Source organism: Amycolatopsis sp. NPDC051061 (assembly GCF_040682935.1).
Taxonomy (GTDB): domain Bacteria; phylum Actinomycetota; class Actinomycetes; order Mycobacteriales; family Pseudonocardiaceae; genus Amycolatopsis.
Map to the genome: position 1 here is coordinate 116,766 of NZ_JBFBBZ010000019.1, position 19,768 is coordinate 136,533.

At 72.2% G+C, this 19,768-nt stretch carries 19 protein-coding genes; 12 read left to right on the top strand and 7 right to left on the bottom strand.

Annotation, left to right across the window (positions count from 1 at the left end; translation table 11 throughout):
* Positions 1-161: 161 nt before the first annotated feature.
* Entirely contained in the window at positions 162-752 is a 591-nt protein-coding gene (locus tag AB0N03_RS25610) for a hypothetical protein (protein WP_364376573.1), read from the bottom strand.
* A gap of 53 nt (positions 753-805) precedes the next feature.
* Between AB0N03_RS25610 and AB0N03_RS25615 the strand changes: the two genes are divergently transcribed.
* Positions 806-1,165: a DUF488 family protein gene (locus AB0N03_RS25615; protein ID WP_364376576.1), complete on the top strand. Its 360-nt coding sequence runs from the start codon at positions 806-808 to the stop codon at positions 1,163-1,165.
* A 2-nt stretch (positions 1,166-1,167) separates the two neighbouring features.
* On the opposite strand, the gene AB0N03_RS25620 is transcribed toward AB0N03_RS25615, so the two are convergent.
* A complete protein-coding gene (locus AB0N03_RS25620) occupies positions 1,168-3,561 on the bottom strand; it encodes a glycoside hydrolase family 2 TIM barrel-domain containing protein (RefSeq protein WP_364376579.1) in 2,394 nt (797 codons plus the stop codon).
* A 76-nt stretch (positions 3,562-3,637) separates the two neighbouring features.
* Entirely contained in the window at positions 3,638-4,681 is a 1,044-nt protein-coding gene (locus AB0N03_RS25625; protein WP_364376582.1) for a LacI family DNA-binding transcriptional regulator, read from the bottom strand.
* 150 nt (positions 4,682-4,831) lie between these two features.
* Between AB0N03_RS25625 and AB0N03_RS25630 the strand changes: the two genes are divergently transcribed.
* The 9 genes from AB0N03_RS25630 (at position 4,832) to AB0N03_RS25670 (ending at position 15,915) form a co-directional block, all read left to right on the top strand.
* Positions 4,832-6,349, top strand: a complete 1,518-nt coding sequence (locus tag AB0N03_RS25630) for a sugar ABC transporter ATP-binding protein (RefSeq protein WP_364376585.1) — start codon at positions 4,832-4,834, stop codon at positions 6,347-6,349.
* On the top strand, positions 6,346-7,386 hold the full coding sequence (locus tag AB0N03_RS25635; RefSeq protein WP_364376588.1) for an ABC transporter permease: 1,041 nt from the start codon (positions 6,346-6,348) through the stop codon (positions 7,384-7,386). The genes AB0N03_RS25630 and AB0N03_RS25635 overlap by 4 nt, the downstream gene beginning before the upstream one ends.
* Positions 7,379-8,392, top strand: coding sequence for an ABC transporter permease (locus AB0N03_RS25640; RefSeq protein ID WP_364376591.1), 1,014 nt, complete (start codon positions 7,379-7,381; stop codon positions 8,390-8,392). The genes AB0N03_RS25635 and AB0N03_RS25640 overlap by 8 nt, the downstream gene beginning before the upstream one ends.
* 5 nt (positions 8,393-8,397) lie before the next feature.
* Positions 8,398-9,459: a rhamnose ABC transporter substrate-binding protein gene (gene rhaS, locus AB0N03_RS25645; protein WP_364376594.1), complete on the top strand. Its 1,062-nt coding sequence runs from the start codon at positions 8,398-8,400 to the stop codon at positions 9,457-9,459.
* Between the two features lie 72 nt (positions 9,460-9,531).
* On the top strand, positions 9,532-9,876 hold the full coding sequence (locus AB0N03_RS25650) for an L-rhamnose mutarotase (RefSeq protein ID WP_364376597.1): 345 nt from the start codon (positions 9,532-9,534) through the stop codon (positions 9,874-9,876).
* Positions 9,873-11,048, top strand: a complete 1,176-nt coding sequence (gene rhaI / locus AB0N03_RS25655) for an L-rhamnose isomerase (RefSeq protein ID WP_364376600.1) — start codon at positions 9,873-9,875, stop codon at positions 11,046-11,048. The genes AB0N03_RS25650 and rhaI overlap by 4 nt, the downstream gene beginning before the upstream one ends.
* A gap of 2 nt (positions 11,049-11,050) precedes the next feature.
* Complete coding sequence (locus tag AB0N03_RS25660) at positions 11,051-13,081, top strand: bifunctional aldolase/short-chain dehydrogenase (RefSeq protein ID WP_364376603.1); 2,031 nt, start codon at positions 11,051-11,053, stop codon at positions 13,079-13,081.
* Positions 13,082-13,090: 9 nt separating this feature from the next.
* Complete coding sequence (locus tag AB0N03_RS25665) at positions 13,091-14,512, top strand: L-fucose/L-arabinose isomerase family protein (protein WP_364376606.1); 1,422 nt, start codon at positions 13,091-13,093, stop codon at positions 14,510-14,512.
* 5 nt (positions 14,513-14,517) lie between these two features.
* Positions 14,518-15,915, top strand: a complete 1,398-nt coding sequence (locus AB0N03_RS25670) for a rhamnulokinase family protein (protein ID WP_364376732.1) — start codon at positions 14,518-14,520, stop codon at positions 15,913-15,915.
* Between the two features lie 69 nt (positions 15,916-15,984).
* Here AB0N03_RS25670 and AB0N03_RS25675 read toward each other — a convergent pair whose 3' ends face one another.
* Complete coding sequence (locus AB0N03_RS25675) at positions 15,985-16,116, bottom strand: hypothetical protein (protein ID WP_364376609.1); 132 nt, start codon at positions 16,114-16,116, stop codon at positions 15,985-15,987.
* Between AB0N03_RS25675 and AB0N03_RS25680 the strand changes: the two genes are divergently transcribed.
* On the top strand, positions 16,096-16,377 hold the full coding sequence (locus tag AB0N03_RS25680; protein WP_364376735.1) for an NPP1 family protein: 282 nt from the start codon (positions 16,096-16,098) through the stop codon (positions 16,375-16,377). The genes AB0N03_RS25675 and AB0N03_RS25680 overlap by 21 nt on opposite strands.
* Here the strand turns inward: AB0N03_RS25680 and AB0N03_RS25685 are convergent.
* From AB0N03_RS25685 to AB0N03_RS25695, 3 genes are read right to left on the bottom strand one after another with little or no spacing between them, the layout of a single operon-like run.
* On the bottom strand, positions 16,374-16,982 hold the full coding sequence (locus tag AB0N03_RS25685; RefSeq protein WP_364376612.1) for a response regulator transcription factor: 609 nt from the start codon (positions 16,980-16,982) through the stop codon (positions 16,374-16,376). The two genes, AB0N03_RS25680 and AB0N03_RS25685, sit on opposite strands and share 4 nt — an antisense overlap.
* Entirely contained in the window at positions 16,979-18,055 is a 1,077-nt protein-coding gene (locus tag AB0N03_RS25690; RefSeq protein WP_364376615.1) for a sensor histidine kinase, read from the bottom strand. Before AB0N03_RS25690 ends, AB0N03_RS25685 begins: the two co-directional genes overlap by 4 nt.
* 10 nt (positions 18,056-18,065) lie before the next feature.
* Positions 18,066-18,458: a hypothetical protein gene (locus tag AB0N03_RS25695; RefSeq protein ID WP_364376618.1), complete on the bottom strand. Its 393-nt coding sequence runs from the start codon at positions 18,456-18,458 to the stop codon at positions 18,066-18,068.
* A gap of 59 nt (positions 18,459-18,517) precedes the next feature.
* Between AB0N03_RS25695 and AB0N03_RS25700 the strand changes: the two genes are divergently transcribed.
* A complete protein-coding gene (locus AB0N03_RS25700; protein ID WP_364376621.1) occupies positions 18,518-19,633 on the top strand; it encodes a LacI family DNA-binding transcriptional regulator in 1,116 nt (371 codons plus the stop codon).
* The last annotated feature ends 135 nt before the right edge of the window (positions 19,634-19,768 follow it).

Here is a 19,768-nt window from a genome sequence, read left to right on the forward strand (position 1 = left end):
TGATGCCGGCCCGGTCGACGGACGTCACCCCGACGACGTCCACGACGGCTCGTCCCGCCGGTGCAGACCGGCGGGCTGCCGCTCCCTCAGGCGGCACGAGCTGGGGGTAGGGCCACCCCGGCGACTTTCCACCCCGGTCGCCGTGGTGGCCCTTCGCGCGTTCAGCGGGCGCTGTCGTCGATCTGCACGGGGTAGCCGGCCCGCAGGACGGCGATCGTGGCCGGCGGGGTCAGGACCGGGACGGTCCCTGCCGTGGGCAGCGGCTGTTTCCGGCCGTAGCCCGCGGTCGTCCACTCGGTGAGGTGCCCGTCGACCTTCAGCGCGGGGTGGTGGCCGCGCAGGACGAAGACGCCGTCCGGGAGATCGGCCCAGCTCAGTTCGTGCAGGCGCCTTTCGTGCGTTCCGCGGACCAGGCGTTCGGAGTGCAGCCGCCGGTTCATCGCGGTGGCCGACGGCGTGCCGGGCCACGCGTCGCGGTAAGCGGTGTAGGCGGGGCGGCGGCACTCGCCGCACGGCCGGTGCCCGGCGGCGAACGAGACGGCTTCGTCGTGGAAGTACAGGTGGGTGTACCGGTTCGGCAGCCACTGCTCGCGCCACCGTTCCCGGAAGGCGAGGGCGCAGGTGATCCACAGGTCGCCGCCGTGGAAGCGGACGATCTCGTGATCGCGGTGCAGGACGCCGCGGTTGCCGGTCCAGGCGCCGCGCAGCGGGATGTCGACGACGTCGCCGGCCGGGGTCACGCGGTTGCGCACGGCGGGAGCTTTCCGGAGTGGCGGGGTGGGCGGGCGCGCCGCAGAATGCGCGCATGCAGCCGACGGTCGTCCGGGTGGCGCGCCTGGCCGACCCGGCCGGGCCCGCCGACGGCGTCCGGGTGCTCGTGGAACGGCTCTGGCCGCGCGGCACCGTCCGCACCGCGGTGGTCCTGGACGGCTGGTACCGCGGGCTGGCGCCGTCCGACGAACTGCGCACCTGGTACGGCCACGACCCCGAGCGGTTCGCGGAGTTCGCCGAGCGGTACCGCGCGGAGCTGCGGGAGCCCGACCGGATGGCCATGCTGGACCGGCTGCGGGAGCTGGCCGAGGGTGGCCCGGTGACGCTGCTGACGGCGAGCGCGTCGCCGACGATCAGCCAGGCCGCGGTGCTGGCCGAGGTGCTCACCGGCTGACGTCATGACCGCGAGCCGCCTTCCGAGCCGCTCGCGGTCGTCGTCACCGTCGCGGTCGCCGTGCCCAGCGTGTCGTGCCGGGCGGTCAGCGTCAGCGTCCCCGGGGGACCCGCGAACGGCCGCAGCCACACCGCGGCCGCGCCGCCCGTCGCGCCCAGGTCCATCGCCGGGTCGCCGACCAGCTCGCCCGGGCCGGTCAGCGCCAGCGTCACCTTCCCGGTCGCTCCCGCGCGCAACGTCCCGAAGCGGTCCAGAGCCGACACGACCACCCGGGTCGCGTCGCCGCCGTCCGCGCGCAGCTGCGGGTCGTCCGGGACGCAGCCCAGCACGTCGCGGCTCCGGTCGCCGCTGAACCGCCGGGACACCACCAGCCGGTCGCCCACGTACCCCTCGACGCGCAGCTGGGGACGCCGCCCGCGCGGCACCGTGAGATCGACGGCGAACCCCGGGTACCGCAGATGTGGGAAGTCCGCCCGCCGGCTGCGCGCCTCACCGACGGGCCGGTCGTCGAGGAACAGCAGGAGCCGGTCGCAGTTCGACCAGATCGTCGCGTTCCGCCCCGGTCCGGTCGGCGATGCGGTGAAGTCCCAGGCGAAGCCGGGCTCGACGACCGCCCGCGCCCGCGGGTCGCCCTGCGACGCGTAGAACGCCGCCGCGGGCTTGGGGATCCGGAAGAAGTCCGAGACGCCGGCGAACTTCGACCCGCCCAGCGAACGCTGCCAGCCCGACGGGTAGTCGAACGCGCACCACGCGAGCAGCCCGCAGTAGCGGTCGTCGGCCGCGGCCAAGTCGTGGGCCTTCGCGTGCAGTTCGGCCTGCAGCTGCTGGGTGGCCGGCGGATCGATCCGGCGGTAGGCGCGGATGCCCGCGAGCGTGCCGATCGTCTCCGTGACCAGGTACGGGACTCCCGCGCGCGGCGGGCGCAGCTGAAAGGGCGCGCCGCGGCGGGCGGTGTAGTCGTTGTAAGCCAGGACCTCGACGTCGCTGCCGGCGAACCGCGCGCCCGTGGAGCTGGCCAGCGCGCCGCTCGTCGGCCGGGACGGGTCGAGCTTCCGCGCGAGCCGCCCGGTCCGGCCGTACATCGCGGTCGTGCCGTTCGCCTCGTTCACGCGGGTGCCCCACACGACGATGCTGGGGTGGTTGCGGTCGCGGGTGATCATCCCCGAGACGTCCCGGAAGTTCTGCTGCTGCCAGGCGGCGTCCCCGACCCGGCCCCAGCCGGGGATCTCCTCCCACACCAGCAGGCCCAGCTCGTCGCACGCGTCGAGGAACGCGCTCGACTGCGGGTAGTGCGAGCAGCGGACCATGGTGCAGTTCAGCTCGCGCCGCAGGATCTCGGCGTCACGCCGCTGCACGCGGTCCGGCATCGCCCCGCCCGCGAACGGGTACCACTGGTGCCGGTTGAGGCCGACCAGCTTGAGCCGCCGCCCGTTGAGGAAGAAGCCGTCCGGGGTGAACGCGGCTTCGCGGAACCCGACCCGCACGACCTGCTGGTCGAGCACCCGCGGCCCGGACCGGACGCTCACCACGACGTCGCAGAGCGCGGGATCCTCGACGTCCCACAGCCGGACCGCGCCCAGCCCGCGGACGTCGAATTCGATGGTCCTGGTCCCGACCGGCATCGGCGCGACGCCGGTGCTGCCGCGGGCCAGCTCCCGGCCCGCCTGGCGCACCGACGCCGTCACCTGCAGCGGCCCGCCGATCGCGACCGTCGTGTCCAGCTCACACGTCAGGTGCAGCGACCGGTCGGGACCGAGGACGTCGACCGGGCGGGCGAAGACGTCGGCCAGCCGGGTCCGCGGCACGGTGCCGATCGCCACCTGCCGGTAGATCCCGGCCGGCTGGTAGAAGTCGATCACCGACGGCCCGGCGGCGCTCGGCAGGTTGGGCGGGACGTCGAGCTGCCAGCGTCCGTCGACGACCACGGCGAGGACGTTGTCGCCTGCCGTCACCTGCGGCAGCTCGACCTCGAACGGCAGGTAGCCGCCTTCGTGGGTCGCGACGAGGGCGCCGTTGAGGTACACCGCCGCGTTCGTCATGACGCCGTCGAAGCGGGCCCGGAGGCGCTCGGTCGTCATCGTCGAGGTCACGGTGAAGTGCTTGCGGTAGATCCAGCGGTCCTGCCAGGACGATGGCTGCCAGCCGGTCCACGAAAGCGGCGTCACGCAGTGGGGGAGCTGCACCGGCGAAAGGTCGATCTCGTCGAAACCGAGGTCTGCGCAGCCGTCCTCGTACCGCCCGAAGAGCCAGAAATCGCCCAGCCGCACGGCATCCGGGTCCGGCTCGCCGAGCCCGGCCGACCCCGCGACGGTGCCGACGGCGGCCACCCCGAGCAGTGCGGCGCCGCTCGCGGCGAAGAACCCGCGCCTCGACAGCCGCGCTTCGCTCTCGGCCATCGACGACCTCCGCTCGCTGCCTCACCCGGTAATCGCTTCTCACCTCTTGGACGTGACAGACGATCAAAGGGTTGGCTCAGTGCAGCGTCGAAGCGCGGACCACCAGCTCGGGGGTGAAGACGACCTGCCGGTGCTCGTGGCCCGGCTCGGACTCCGCGAGCAGCAGCTCCACCGCCGTGCGGCCCAGGCGGCGCCGGGGCTGGCGGACCGACGTCAGCGGGACCGCGGCCGCCGCCGCGAACTCGATGTCGTCGTAGCCCACGATCGCGAGGTCTTCCGGGACGCGCATGCGGAGGTTCGCGCACGTCTGCAGCAGGCCGAGGGCGACCAGGTCGTTGGCGCAGAACGCCGCGGTCGGGCGGATCGACGCGGGCAGCCCCGCCAGCCGCTCGCCCGCGCCGCGGCCGTCGGCCACGGTCAGGGCCGTCGTCGTGAGGTCGACGAGGTGATCGGGCTCGAGTCCGGCCGCGCGAAGCGCCCGCAACGCACCCAGCCGCCGGTCGCGGACCTGCCCGACCGTGGTGTGGTTGCCGATGAACGCGATCCGGTCGTGGCCCTGCTCGATGAGGTGCCGCACGGCGATCTCGCCGCCGTAGACGTCGTCGACCGCGACCGAGCAGTGCGCGGTGCCGCCGGGTGTCCGGTCGACGACCACCACCGGCGTGCCGCGGTGCGCGATCTCGTGCAGCAGCGGGGCGTCCGGGTCGACCGGCGTGATGAGGATGCCCTGCACCCGCTGCTGTTCGAGGCGGCCGAGGTAGGCCGCCTCGCGCGACGGCTGGTGGGCGCTGTTGCAGAGGAACAGCGAGAGGTCGCCCTCACCGGCGGCGTCGGCGGCGTCTTCCATGCCGGCCGCGACGTCGGTGAAGAACGGGTTGCTGCCGTCGAGCATCACGTAGGCCAGCACGCGGCTGCGCCCGGCCCGCAGCTGCCGCGCGGACTCGTTGCGCACGAACCGGAGCTCGGCCATCGCGGCCTCGACCTTGGCGCGCGTGGCGGGGCTGACCCGGTCGGGCCGGTTGAGCACGTTCGACACCGTGCCGAGGGAGACGCCGGCGGCCGCGGCGACGTCCTTCATGCCTGCCGACCTCGGCTCGGCGCCGGACTCCTGGACCGTCATGGAACCCCCTCATTGAAACGTAACATCACCACGAACAGTCCGGCCGTGAAGACGTTCGGCCACGGTTCGGCGGATTCATTGACTTGTTCTTCGCTCGCATAGTAGCGTCACCGCACCAGATTTGTGAAACCTTTCAATCCGGAGGTCGCGATGACGCGGCAGGACTCGGACCGACCGCCTCTGCTGGAGGTGCGCGGCGTGACGAAGTCGTTCGGCGCCGTCGCGGCGGTCGCCGGGGTGAGCTTCGGCCTCTACCCCGGCGAGGCCCACGCACTCGTCGGCGAAAACGGTGCCGGCAAGTCCACGATCGTGAAGATGCTCGCCGGGGTGCACAAACCCGACGACGGCACGCTGCTGCTCGACGGGCGGCCGGTGGAGTTCGGCTCGCCGGCCGACGCGAAGGCCGCCGGCATCGCGGTGATCTACCAGGAACCGACGCTGTTCCCCGACCTGTCGGTCGCGGAGAACATCGTGATGGGCCGCCATCCGCGCAAGGGCCTCGGCCGCATCGACCGGGCCGCGATCCGGGCCGAGGCCGAGCGGCTCTTCACCCGCCTCGGCGTCCGGATCGACCCGGCCCGCCCGGCGCGCGGGCTGTCGATCGCCGACCAGCAGATCGTGGAGATCGCCAAGGCGCTCAGCGCCGACGCCCGCGTGCTGGTGATGGACGAGCCGACCGCGGCGCTGAGCCGCGTCGAGGTCGAGCGCCTCTTCACCGTCGCGCGGGCGCTGCGCCAGGAAGGCGCGGCGATCATGTTCATCTCGCACCGCTTCGAGGAGATCACCGAGCTCTGCCAGCGCGTGACGATCATGCGCGACGGCAAGCACGTCTCCACGGACCTCCTCGAAGACGTCACGGTCGACGACATGGTGAAGCGCATGGTCGGCCGGGACCTGGACGCGCTGTTCCCCAAGCAGGACGTCGCACCCGGCGCGGTCGTCCTCGAAGTCGAAGGACTGGCCCGGGAAGGCGTCTTCCGCGACATCTCGTTCTCGGTGCGCGCGGGGGAGATCGTCGCGTTCGCCGGGCTCGTCGGGTCCGGGCGCTCCGAGGTCGTCCAGGCGGTCTTCGGCGTCGACGAGCGCGACGCCGGGGTCGTGAAGATCAACGGCAAGAAGCTCAAGGCGCACTCGTCGCGGGCCGCGATGGCCGCCGGGATGGCGCTGGTCCCCGAAGACCGGCGTCAGCAGGGCCTGATCATGGACCTCTCGATCGAGCGGAACGTGACGCTGCCGCGGTCCCGCGCGCTCTCGAAGCTCGGCTTCCTGACCGGCGCGAGCGAGCGGCAGGAGGCCCGGCACTGGACCGAGCGCCTGCGCACCAAGTACCGCCGCCTCGGCGACCCCGTCGGCACGCTTTCGGGCGGCAACCAGCAGAAGGTCGTGCTGGCCAAGTGGCTCGCGATGGCACCGAAGGTGCTGATCGTCGACGAGCCGACGCGCGGGATCGACGTCGGCACGAAGGCCGAGGTGCACCGGCTGATGTCGGCGCTCGCGGCCGAAGGCGTCGCGATCGTCATGGTGTCCTCGGAGCTGCCGGAAGTGCTCGGCATGGCCGACCGCGTGCTCGTGATGCGGGAGGGCAGGCTCGTCGCCGAGCTGCCGCGCGCCGACGCGACCGAAGACGCCGTCATGTTCGCCGCGATGGGCCAGGGAGCCGCCGCATGACCGTCACCAAGGAGACTCCCGTGACCGGGGAATCGACCGTCCCTTCGCGACGGTCGTGGACCGCGAACGTGTTCAAGGCCCGCGAATCCGGCATCGTCCTCGCCCTGATCGTGCTCGTCGCGTTCACCGCGACGCAGAACTCCCGGTTCCTGTCCGGCCAGAGCATCCGCGACATCCTGCTGGGCACCGCGATCCTGGCGGTGCTCGCCGTCGGGCAGGCGATCGTGATGATCACCCGCAACATCGACCTGTCCGTCGGCTCAGTGCTCGGCCTCGCCGCCTTCGCCGTCGGCTCGCTGATGCGCGACAACCCGGGGCTGCCGGTGATCGTCGCGCTGCTGGCCGGCCTCGGCGTCGGCGCGGTCTGCGGGTTCGTGAACGGCGCGCTGGTGCGATTCGGCCAGGTGCCCGCGCTGGTCGTCACGCTGGGCACGCTCTACGCCTTCCGCGGCGTCAGCTTCTTCTGGGCGGGCGGCCAGCAGATCAACGCCGACAAGCTGCCCGCGTCCTTCCTCGACTTCGGCACCGCGTCCGTGCTCGGGGTGCCGTGGCTGGTGCTCATCGCGTTGCTCGTCTTGGTCGTCGCCGGGATCGTGCTCCGCAGCTATCCGCCGGGGCGTGAGCTCTACGCGATGGGGTCGAGCCCGCAGGCCGCGCAGCTCGCCGGCATCCGGGTCGGCCGCAACACCACCGCGGCCTTCCTGGTCAGCGGTGCGCTGGCCGGACTCGCCGGCGTCCTGTTCGCCGCCCGGTTCGGCACCGTGGACGCGGCCGCCGGCACCGGCTACGAGCTGAACGTCGTCGCCGCGGCCGTCGTCGGCGGGGTCGCGGTGTTCGGGGGCAGCGGCTCGGTCTGGGGCGCGGGCCTCGGCGCGCTGCTGCTGACGGTCATCGGCAGCGCCCTGGCCGTGCTCGACATCAACCAGTTCTGGCAGCAGGCGATCGTCGGCGCGCTGATCCTGCTGGCCATCGGCGCCGACCGGCTGGTCGCCGTGCGGGTCGCCAAGGCACTGAAGAAGAGGGACTCCCATGTCTGACCAAGGGAACCGGCTCGGCCGGCTGCTGAGCTGGGACGCGGCCGTCGTCCTGGTGACGGTCATCGTCCTGATCATCGCTTCCGGGGCCGTCGACAACTTCGGCACCAGCCGCAACTTCACCTTCCTGCTGCTCGATCTGCTGCCGATCGCCCTGGTCGCGCTGCCGATGACGTTCATCATCGTGACCGGCGAGATCGACCTGTCGGTGGCGAGCACGCTCGGGCTGACGTCCGCGGTGATGGGCTCGCTGTGGGACGCGGGCCTCTCGATCGAGACGATCATCCCGCTCTGCATCGTGCTCGGCGCGGTCCTCGGCGCGCTGAACGGCTTCTTCGTCACCGTGCTGAAGCTGCCGTCCCTGGCCGTCACGATCGGCACGCTCGCGCTGTACCGCGGCTTGGCGTTCGTCGTGCTCGGTGACGGCGCGGTGGCCGACTTCCCGCGTGACTACACGACCTGGGTCACCGGGACGATCGGGGACGGCCCGATCCCGAACGTGCTCGTGCCGCTGCTCGTGGTGGCCCTGATCTTCGGCGTCGTGCTGCACGCGACCCCGATCGGCCGCGGGGTCTTCGCGGCCGGCGCGGGGGAGCAGGCGGCCCGGTTCGCCGGGATCCGGACCGGGCGGCTCAAGTTCTGGCTGTACGTCGTGAGCGGCGCGGTCGCCGGGCTCGCCGGGATCCTGTGGACCCTGCGCTACTCCAGCGCCCGCGCCGACAACGGCTTCGGCATCGAACTGGCCGTCGTGGCCGCCGTGCTGCTGGGCGGCGTGTCCATCTTCGGCGGCAAGGGCACGCTCCCCGGCGTGCTCGCCGGAGTGGTCCTGCTGGCGACCCTGCAGAACGCGCTGCGCCTGCAGGACGTCTCGAACGAAGCGCTCAACATCGTGACCGGCGTGCTCCTCATCGTGTCGGTCCTGCTGCCCAACATCGTGTCCTCGGCCCGTACGGCGCTCCGCCGGCGGCACCGGGCCACAGCTCCCAGCGCGGTATCCCCAGAAAGGTGACGAAGATGTCCCGACGGTTACTCACCGGCGCAGTGTCGGCCGGGCTGGTGCTCGTGCTGGCCGCCTGCAGCGGCACCACCAAGGACGACAGCAGCGGCTCCGGCGCGCAGCAGTCCACGGCCACGGCGAACCCCAGCGCCGCGGCCAAGGAAGGCGTCAAGATGGCCTTCCTGCCCAAGCAGCTCAACAACCCCTACAGCGACATCGAGGTCAGCGGCGGCAAGGCGGCCCTCGGCGAGCTGAAGGGCGAGTACAAGCTCGTCGGGCCGAACGACGCCAGCGCGTCGTCGCAGGTCAGCTACATCAACACGCTGATCCAGCAGCAGCAGGACGTGATCGGCATCGCCGCGAACGACCCGAACGCCGTGTGCCCGTCGCTCAACCAGGCCCGCAGCGCCGGCATCAAGGTCGTCGCGTTCGACTCCGACGCGGCGAAGGACTGCCGCGACGTCTTCATCAACCAGGCCACCACCCAGGGCATCGGCGAGGCGCTGGCCAAGCAGGCCAAGGAGCTGTCCGGTGGGTCCGGGGAGATCGCGGTCTTGTCGGCGACGCCGAACGCGACGAACCAGAACGCGTGGATCGAGGTGCTCAAGAAGGAGCTGGCCAAGCCGGAGTACGCGAACATCAAGCTGGACAAGGTCGCCTACGGCAACGACGACGACCAGAAGTCGTTCCAGGAGGCCCAGGGCCTGCTGCAGTCGTTCCCGAACCTCAAGGTGATCGTTTCGCCGACCACCGTGGGCATCGCGGCCGCCGCGCGCTACGTCAGCTCGTCGAGCTACAAGGGCAAGGTCGCGGTGACCGGGCTCGGCACGCCGAACCAGATGCGCGCCTTCGTCAAGGACGGCACGGTCAAGCAGTTCGCGCTGTGGAACCCGGCCGACATCGGCTACCTCGCCGCCTACGCGGGCGTCGCGCTCAGCTCCGGCCAGATCTCCGGCAAGGAGGGCGAGTCGTTCAAGGCGGGCAAGCTCGGCGACTACAAGATCGGCGCGAGCGGTGAGATCGTCCTCGGCCCGCCGACGACGTTCGACGCGAACAACATCGACAAGTTCAACTTCTGACGAGTCTCCGCGGCCGGGCCGGATCGCCGTCTCATCCGGGCCGGCCGCGGGTTCCACACAGAACGGCGGACAGTGCCTCGTTATTGCTTCAGCCTGCAGGTGAAGCCGGACCGGACGGCCGAGTACGCGCAGCGGCACCAAGCGGTGTGGCCCGAGATGCGGCAGGCCCTGCTCGACACCGGCTGGCGCAACTACTCGCTCTTCCTGCGCGACGACGGCCTCCTGATCGGCTACGTCGAAGCCGACGACCTCGAAGCCGCGCAGGCCGCCATGGCGAAGACCGAGGTCAACGCCCGCTGGCAGGCGGAGATGGCGGAGTTCTTCACCGGCCTCGACGGCGGCCCGCCCGACGAAGGCTTCCAGCTCGTAGCAGAGGTCTTCCACCTCGAACCCCCCACCGTCGCGGAAGGACAGTGATCGCCGTGGGCGACTTGACGGCCGTGAAACAGGCCCTGCGGGCCCAGCGCATCGAAACGCCGTCGTGGGCGTACGCGAACTCGGGCACCCGGTTCAAGGTGTTCCCGCAACCCGGCGTCCCGCGGACGCCCGAGGAGAAGATCGCCGACGCGGCGACCGTGCACCGCTTCACCGGCGTCGCGCCGAGCGTGGCGCTGCACATCCCGTGGGACCGCGTCGACGACTACGGCGCCCTGACGGCGTACGCGCGTGACGCGGGCGTCGAAATCGGCGCGATCAACACCAACGTGTTCCAGGACGAGGACTACAAGCTCGGCTCGGTCACCAACCCCGACGCCGGCATCCGCCGCAAGGCCACCGACCACCTGCTCGAGGCCATCTCCATCATGGACGCGACGGGTTCGCGCGACCTCAAGCTGTGGTTCTCCGACGGCATCAACTACCCGGGCCAGGACGACATCCGCGACCGCCAGGACCGACTCGCCGCGGCGTTGAAGGAAACCTACGACCGGCTCGGCCCGGACCAGCGGATGCTGCTGGAGTACAAGCTCTTCGAGCCGGCCTTCTACGCCACCGACGTCCCGGACTGGGGCACGTCGTACGCGCACTGCATCGAGCTGGGCGAGCGGGCGACGGTGTGCATCGACACCGGCCACCACGCCCCCGGCACGAACATCGAGTTCATCGTCGCGTTCCTGCTGCGGGCCGGGAAGCTCGGCGCGTTCGACTTCAACTCGCGCTTCTACGCCGACGACGACCTCATGGTCGGGGCGGCGGACCCGTTCCAGCTGTTCCGGATCATGTACGAGATCGTCCGCGGCGACGCCCTCGACCCGGCCTACGGCATCGCGTTCATGCTCGACCAGTGCCACAACATCGAGGCCAAGATCCCGGCGATCATCCGGTCGGTGATGAACGTCCAGGAGGCCACCGCGAAGGCGCTGCTCGTCGACCGGCCCGCTCTGCGCGTGGCCCAGCAGGCGGGGGACGTCCTCGGCGCGAACGCCGTGGTCATGGACGCCTACAACACCGACGTCCGGCCGCTGCTGGCGGAGCTGCGCGAGGACTCCGGGCTCGACCCGGACCCCGTCGCGGCCTACCACCGCAGCGGGTACCAGGAGAAGATCGTGGCCGAGCGCGCCGGCGGCACGCAGGCCGGATGGGGAGCATGACGATGACCGTGCCGGAGCAGCTCATCGCGCGCAGCAACGCGCTCGGGGCCGACCCGCGCAACACCAACTACGCCGGCGGCAACACCTCCGCCAAGGGCGCCGTCACCGACCCGGTGACCGGCGCGCCGACGGAGGTGCTGTGGGTCAAGGGCTCCGGCGGCGACCTCGGGACCTTGACGCAGTCGGGCCTGGCCGTGCTGCGGCTCGACCGGCTGCGGTCCCTCGTCGACGTCTACCCGGGCGTCGAGCGCGAGGACGAGATGGTCGCGGCGTTCGACTACTGCCTGCACGGCCGCGGCGGCGCGGCGCCGTCGATCGACACGGCGATGCACGGCCTGGTCGAGGCCCCGCACGTCGACCACCTGCACCCGGATTCGGGCATCGCCCTGGCGACGGCGGCCGACGGTGCCGCGCTGACGAAGGAGTGCTTCGGCGACCGCGTCGCGTGGGTGGACTGGCGGCGGCCCGGGTTCCAGCTGGGCCTGGACATCGCCGCGGTCAAGGCGGCCAACCCGCAGGCCATCGGCGTCATCCTCGGCGGCCACGGCATCACGGCGTGGGGCGCGACCTCCGAAGAGTGCGAACGGAACTCGCTCGACATCATCCGGACCGCCGAGGCGTTCCTGGCTTCGCGCGGGGTCGCCGAGCCGTTCGGCCCGGTCGTCCCCGGGTTCGAAGCCCTCCCGGACGCCGAGCGGCACGCGCGCGCCGCGGCCCTGGCTCGGGTGATCCGCGGTCTCGCCTCGACCGACCAGCGTCAGGTCGGGCACTACACCGACAGCGACGTCGTGCTGGAGTTCTTGGCGCGCGAGAAGCTCGCGGCCCTGGCCGCCCTCGGCACGTCGTGCCCGGACCACTTCCTGCGCACCAAGGTCCGTCCGCTGGTGGTGGACCTGCCCAGCTCGGCGTCCTTGGAGGACGTCGTCGCGCGGCTGAAGGAGCTGCACGCCGAGTACCGCGACGAGTACCGCGCCTACTACGAGCGGCACGCCGTCGCCGACTCGCCGGCGATGCGCGGCGCCGACCCGGCGATCGTGCTCGTTCCCGGCGTCGGCATGTTCTCCTTCGGCAAGGACAAGCAGACCGCACGCGTCGCGGGCGAGTTCTACGTCAACGCGATCAACGTGATGCGCGGCGCCGAAGCCGTCTCGACCTACGCGCCGATCGCCGAGAGCGAGAAGTTCCGGATCGAGTACTGGGCGCTCGAAGAGGCGAAGCTGCAGCGGATGCCGAAGCCCAAGCCCCTCGCCGGGCGGGTCGCCCTGGTGACCGGGGCGGCGTCCGGCATCGGCAAGGCGATCGCCCAGCGGCTCGCCGCCGAGGGTGCCTGCGTCGCCATCGCCGACTTGAACGCTTCGGCCGCCGCGGAGACGGCCTCGGAGATCGGGAACGCCGACAAGGCCATCGCGGTCACCGCCGACGTCACCGACGCGGCCGCCGTCCAGGCCGCCGTGGACGCGGTCGCGCTGGCGTTCGGCGGGATCGACCTGGTCGTCAACAACGCCGGGCTGTCCATCTCGAAGCCGCTGCTGGAAACCACCGAACGCGACTGGGACCTCCAGCACGACGTGATGGCCAAGGGCTCGTTCCTGGTCGCGCGGGCGGCCGCGAAGGCCATGATCGACCAGGGCATCGGCGGCGACGTCGTGTACATCTCGTCGAAGAACTCGGTGTTCGCCGGTCCGAACAACGTCGCGTACGGCGCGGCGAAGGCCGACCAGGCGCACCAGGTCCGGCTGCTCGCCGCCGAACTGGGCGGGCACGGCATCCGCGTCAACGGCGTCAACCCGGACGGCGTCGTCCAGGGCTCCGGCATCTTCGCCGGCGGCTGGGGCGCCCAGCGGGCCGCCGTCTACGGCGTCGAAGAGTCGAAGCTCGGCGAGTTCTACGCCCAGCGGACCATCCTCAAGCGCGAGGTGCTGCCCGAGCACGTCGCGGCCGCGGTGTTCGCCCTCACCGGCGGCGACCTCACCCACACCACCGGCCTGCACGTGCCGGTGGACGCCGGGGTGGCCGCCGCGTTCCTGCGTTAAGGAGTTCCGATGACCCTCGACCGCATCACGCCGCGCAAGACCCGGGTCGGGCTCGTCTCCGGCGGGCTCGGCGCGTACTGGCCGCAGTTCCCGTCGCTGCTGCCGCAGCTGGAGGCGTCGGCCCGCCGTGTTGCTTCGCGCTTGTCCGAAATGGACTGCGAGGTGGTCGACGCCGGGTTCGTCTCGGACGCGGTCGAAGGTGCGGCCGCCGCGGAGAAGCTGAGGGTGGCCGGGTGCGACCTGATCGTCGGGTTCCTCACGACGTACCTGACCTCCAGCATGCTGGCGCCGGTCGCGCAGCGCTCGGGCGCGCCGGTGCTGCTGCTGAACCTGCAGCCGACCGAGGCGATGGACCACGAGTCCTTCGACACCGGCGCGTGGCTGGCCTACTGCGGCGCCTGCCCGCTGCCGGAGATGGCGAACACGTTCCGCCGCGTCGGCGTCGAGTTCCGCTCGGTGTCCGGGTACCTCGAGGACTCCCGTGCGTGGACGAAGATCGAGCGGTGGATCAAGGCGGCCGGTGTCCGGGCGGCGCTGCGGCACGGGCGCCACGGCCTGCTCGGGCACCTCTACCCGGGCATGATGGACGTCTCCACCGACCCGACCCTGGTGTCCGGTCAGCTCGGCGGTCACGTCGAGGTCCTGGAGGTCGACGACCTGCGGGTGCGGGTCGAGAAGGTCACCGACGACGAAACCGCGGCGCGCGGCGCCCTCGCTCGCGAAGTGTTCACTGTGGACGAGTCCGTCGTGGACGAAGACTTCGCTTGGGGCGCCCGGGTTTCGGTGGCTCTCGATCGGCTCGTCGACGACTTCGCCTTGGACTCGCTGGCCTACTACCACCGGGGCCTCGACGGCGAGACGCACGAACGTGTCGGCGCCGGGTTCATCCTCGGCGCGTCGCTGCTCACCGCCCGCGGCATCCCGGCCGTCGGCGAGTACGAGCTGCGGACGTCGCTGGCCATGCTGGTCATGGACCGGCTCGGCGCGGGCGGCTCGTTCACCGAGCTGCAGGCGCTGAACTTCCGCGACGACGTCGTCGAGATGGGCCACGACGGGCCGGCCCACCTCGGCATCAGCGCACGCAAGCCGCTGCTGCGCGGCCTCGGCGTCTACCACGGCAAGCGCGGCTGGGGCGTGTCGGTGGAGTTCGACGTCAAGCAGGGGCCCGTGACGCTGTGCGGGCTCGGACAGCGCCGCGACGGGACGTTCACGCTCATCGCGTCCGAAGGCACGGTCGTGCCCGGGCCGCTGCTGCGGATCGGCAACACGACCTCCCGCGTCGACTTCGGGTGCGACCCGGGGGAGTGGACCGACGCGTGGTCGGCCAGCGGGATCGCGCACCACTGGGCGCTCGGCACCGGCCACCGCGTCGCCGAGCTGACGGCCGTCGCGGACCTGCTCGGGCTGGAGCTGACCGTGGTGAACCCGTGAAGCGGGTGGCGGCCGTCGACCTCGGGGCGTCCAGTGGGCGGGTGATGGCCGGGACCGTCGGGCCGTCGGTGCTGGCGGTTTCCGAAGTACGAAGGTTCGCCAACGGCGGGGTGCAGGCGGGCCCGGTGCTGTACTGGGACGTCCTGGGGCTCTACCGCGAGACCCTGGCCGGCATCCGGGAAGCCGGGGCGCTCGACGGCGTCGGCATCGACGCGTGGGCGGTCGACTACGGGCTCCTCGACGAGCGTGGCGCGCTGCTCGGCAATCCCGTCTGCTACCGCGACCGACGCACCGACGGCGTGCCCGCCGCTGTCGCGGCCAAGGTGTCCGACCGGGAGCTGTACGACGTCACGGGGTTGCAGCAGCTGCCGTTCAACACGCTGTACCAGCTGGTGTCCGAGGGCGACCGGCTCGACGCGGCGCGGACGATGCTGCTGATTCCGGACCTGCTGAACTACTGGCTCACGGGGTCGATCGGCGCCGAGCGGACGAACGCGTCGACGACCCAGCTCTACGACGTGCGCGCGCGGACTTGGGCCACTTCGCTGGCTTCGCAGGTCGGGATCCCGCCGCGGCTGCTGCCGCCGCTACGCGATCCCGGCACGGTGGTGGGCACTTCGCCGGAGCTGTCCGGGCTGCCCGTGGTGGCGGTCGGCTCGCACGACACGGCGTCCGCGGTGGTCGCGGTGCCGGCCACGCCGGGGACGAACTTCGCGTACATCTCGTCGGGCACGTGGTCGCTGGCCGGGCTCGAACTGGACTCGCCCGAGCTGAGCGACGCGGCGCTGGCCGCGAACTTCACGAACGAAGGCGGAGTGGACGGCACGATCCGCTTCCTGCGCAACGTGATGGGCCTGTGGGTGCTGTCGGAGACGCTGCGGACGTGGTCGACTGCGGACCTGCCGGGCCTGCTCGCGTCGGCGGCTTCCTCGCCCGGGTTGGCGGCGGTGGTGGACATCGACGCACCCGAGTTCCTCCCCCCGGGCGACATGCCGGCCCGCCTTTCGGCCGCGTGCACGGCGACGGGCCAGCGGCCGCCGTCTTCTCGGGCCGAGGTGGTCCGGTGCATCCTGGACAGCTTGGCGTTGGCATACCGCCGCACGCTCCGCACGGCGGCTTCGGTGACCGGCCGCGGGTTCGACGTGGTCCACATCGTCGGCGGCGGGGGGCGGAACTCTTTGTTGTGCCAGTTGACGGCGGATGCTTGTGGGGTGTCGGTACTGGCCGGCCCGGTGGAGGCGGCGGCGCTGGGGAACGTGCTGGTGCAGGCCCGGGCGCTGGGGGAGGACCTCCCGGATCTGGCGGCGATGCGGGCATTGGTGCGGGAGACGCAGGAGGTCCGCCGGTACGAGCCCTCGGGCGCGGGCGACTGGGACGCGGCCGAGGCCCGGCTGGCCCCCTGAGCCGGCGCGAGGCTGGCTCGCCCAAGCGTCGCGAATGACTCATTCGCGGCGCCGGAGGTCCCGAATGAGTCATTCGCGACCTGCCCGCAGCGCCCGTGAGCGTCGAGCCCCGGAATTCCGGCCCGCGCTGTCGTCGCGACGTCGCAGCACGGCGGCTTCGCCGTCCACGACCGCGCGAGCCTGCGGTTCGAAGGCACGCACGCGAAGGTCGTCTACCACAAGGACGGCGGCTCGACGCACTGCTTCCGCGCCGCCAACGCCAACGACGACCCGCCGGAGAACCACCAGGGCACCTGGCAGTACCCGACGCTCGTCGGCTGGGACGGCTACCCGGCCGGGATCCGGGACAAGCTGACCCAGGCGAACTTCGGCAGCGCCACCTTCGGCATCAAGGACGGCTCGTTCACCTACAACCTCGGCAAGGCGAAGCCGGCCGGCATCCCGTTCGACGAGAACGCCTAGAGCCACCCGCGCTCGTGCGCGATCCGCACCGCCTCGACGCGGTTGCGCGCACCGGTCTTGGTGATCGCCGCGGAGACGTAGTTGCGGACCGTGCCTTCGGACAGGTAGAGCCGCGACGCGATCTCGGCGACCGTGGCGCCGGTCCGCGCGGTGATGAGCACGTCCCGCTCCCGCGCGGTCAGCGGCGACTCGCCCGCGGCGAGCGTCGCCACCGCCAGCGCCGGATCCACCACCCGTTCGCCGGTCCGCACGCGGCGGATCGCGTCGGCCAGGACGTCGGCGGGGGCGTCCTTCACGACGAACCCGGCCGCGCCCGCGTCCATCGCGCGGCGCAGGTAGCCCGCGCGCCCGAACGTCGTGAGCATGACGACGCGGCAGTCCGGCACCTGGGCGGCGAGCACCGCCGCGGCCGCGAGCCCGTCCAGGCCCGGCATCTCGATGTCCAGCAGCGCGACGTCCGGCCGGTGTTCCCGGGCCGCCGCGACGACCTCGTCGCCGCGACCGACCGCCGCGACCACCTCGAAGTCGTCCTCCAGCGCGAGCAGCGCGCACAGCGCCTGGCGGACCAGGACCTGGTCGTCGGCGAGCAGCAGGCGGATGGTCACAGCGTCACCCGCAGCCGCCAGCCGCGCGGCCGGACCGGCCCGGCGCGGAACTGCCCGCCGGCGGCCTTGACGCGTTCGCGGAGCCCGGCCAGCCCGGAGCCCTCCTCGGGGGAGCCGCCCACGCCGTCATCGACCACCTCCACAGTGGACTCGGTCACCGTGACCGCGCACCGCGTCGCGCGCGCGTGCCGGGCCACGTTGGTGAGCCCTTCCCGGACCACCCACCCGAACAGCTCCTGGCGTGCCGGATCGACGACGTCGGCCGCGGTCGGCAGATCGGCGGTGACACCGCAGGCGCGCAGCAGCTCGCGGCCGCGGGCGAGCTCGCCGGTGAGCGTGACGTCCCGGTAGCCCGACACCGCCGCGCGCACATCGGTCAGCGCCTGGCGAGCGAGCGTCTCGACCTCGGTCATCTCCTCGCCCGCGCGGGTGGTGTCGGCGTCCACGAGCCGCCGGGCCAGGGTGCTCTTCACGGTGATCGCGGTCAGCGAGTGACCGAGCAGGTCGTGCAGGTCCCGGGCGATCCGGGTGCGTTCGGCCTCGGAGGCCAGCCGGGCGACCTCGGCCCGGGCTTCGACGAGCGCGGCGTTGGCCCGGACGGCTTCGGCGAACACGTAGACGACCAGCACGGTGAAGACGAGCGCGACCGCCTGCGTCCACCCCGCGGTGTCCCACACCACCCACGGCACCACCAGGGCGGCGAGCGCGACGACGACCACGAGCGTGCCGGAGTGGCGCGGCAGCCGCGGCACGGCGAGGGACACGACGACCGTGGCGAGGAAGAACGCCTCGGCGTGGGCGAAGGGGAGCGCGGCGGCGAAGAGGACAGCCAACACCCCCAGGAGTGGCCAGAACCGGCGCGGCGCCCGTTGCGCCGCGGCACGCGCCGCGAGGACGTAGCAGCCGACGAAGGCGGCGACGATCGCGCAGCCGGCGGTGGCGGCGTGGCCGGCCGAGTTCTGCAGCACCCCGGGCACGGTCACCGCCGGGTAGACGAGCATGCCCGCGTCGAGCACCATCACCCGCCAGCCGCGCACCCAGCGCTGCACGTCGGCCGGTTCCGTCCTGTCCATCACCGGCACGCTACCGGGCCCGCGGCCGCCGGCCGTTGACGAGCAGCGTGACGCCGAGCAGGAGCAGTCCGCACGCGGCCTGCTCGATCCGCAGCCACATCGGGAACAACCCGGGCAGGGCGACGATGACGACGATCGCCACGAGCATCACCGCGGCGACGATCCGCAGCCTCAACAGGCCCTTCTTCGACCCGCGGGCCGCGCTGCGGGCGAAGGCGAACGTCAGCAGGGAACTGGCGACGACGAGGGTGGCGCGCACCCAGACCGCGTCGGTCACCATCGTGTGGTCGTCGCGGAAGAGCACGATCACGATCAGGGTGAGGACGCTGAGCGCGGCGTAGCCGCCGGTCAGCAGCAGTACCGGCCGGAAGCCGGCGGGTTCGGTCCGAGTCGTGGTGGGCATGGGGGAATGCTCGTCGCGCGGGGTGTCCGGGCGGCAGTGCCGTCCTTCAGCGGCCGCCCATGACATTTGTCATCGGCCTGTCCTGGGCCAAGGGCTGGGAGAGCGCTCTCACAGCGTGCTACAAAGAGGGGGTGACGACGCACCCGCCCTCGGCGCCGCCGACCCTGGAGGACGTCGCGCGGGTCGCCGGCGTCTCGCGGGCCACGGTGTCCCGCGTGGTCAACAGCGTGCGCAACGTCGACCCGAAGCTGCGGGAGACCGTCGAACGCGCCATCGCCACCACCGGGTACGTGCCGAACCGCGCGGCCCGGTCGCTGGTCACGCGCCGCACCGGCGGGGTGGCGCTGGTCGTGTCGGAGCCGGAGCGCCACGTCGAGGCGTTCACCGGCGGGGTGTTCGGCGACCCGTTCTTCGGCCGGGTGGTCGAGGGCGTCGTCGCGCACCTGCGCCCCCAGGGGCTGCACCCGCTGCTGATGCTCGTCGACAGCGACGAAGAGCGCGAGAAGCTCGTGGCGAAGCTGCGGCAGGAGCAGGTCAGCGGGGTCCTGCTGATCTCGCTGCACCCGGCGGAAGACCCGTTGCCGCGCATGCTGACCGACGCGGGCGTCCCGACGGCGTTGTTCGCGCGCCCCGGCCGGCCGGCGCCGGTGAGCTACGTCGACGTCGCCCACCAGGACGGCGCCCGGCTCGCGGCGGACCGGCTCGTCGAGCGCGGGTGCCACCGGGTCGCGACGATCGCGGGCCCGGCGGGGACCCCGGCGGGCCAGGACCGGCTGGCCGGGTTCCGCGACGCGATGGCCCGCCACGGCCACGCGTACGTGGCGGTGGCCGAGGGCGACTTCACCGAGCACGGCGGTGAACGCGCGATGGAGCGGCTCCTGGCCGAAGAATCCACGCTGGACGGGCTGTTCGTGGCCAACGACCTGATGGCGTACGGCGCTCTGACCGTGCTGCGCGAAGCGGGCCGGCGAGTCCCCGACGACGTGGCCGTGATCGGCTTCGACGACAGCCGGGTGGCCCTGAGCTGCCGCCCTCGCCTCACGACGGTCCGCCAGCCGGTGGAGGAGATGGGCGCGGCGATGGCCCGGATGGTCCTGGACCGGATGGCCGACCCGGCCGGACGCGCGGAGTCGGTGATCTTCGACCCCGAACTGGTGGTCCGCGACTCGGCCTGAGCGGCCGGTACTCCACGCGCGTGGCCGGTCGGGCAACGAGCTCTGCCTTGTCCGGACAGTTCCGTCCGGTGGTCTGGACATCCACCTGGTGGCTGTGCTCAGATCGGAAACGCCTTTTCCAACGTTGTAAAACTG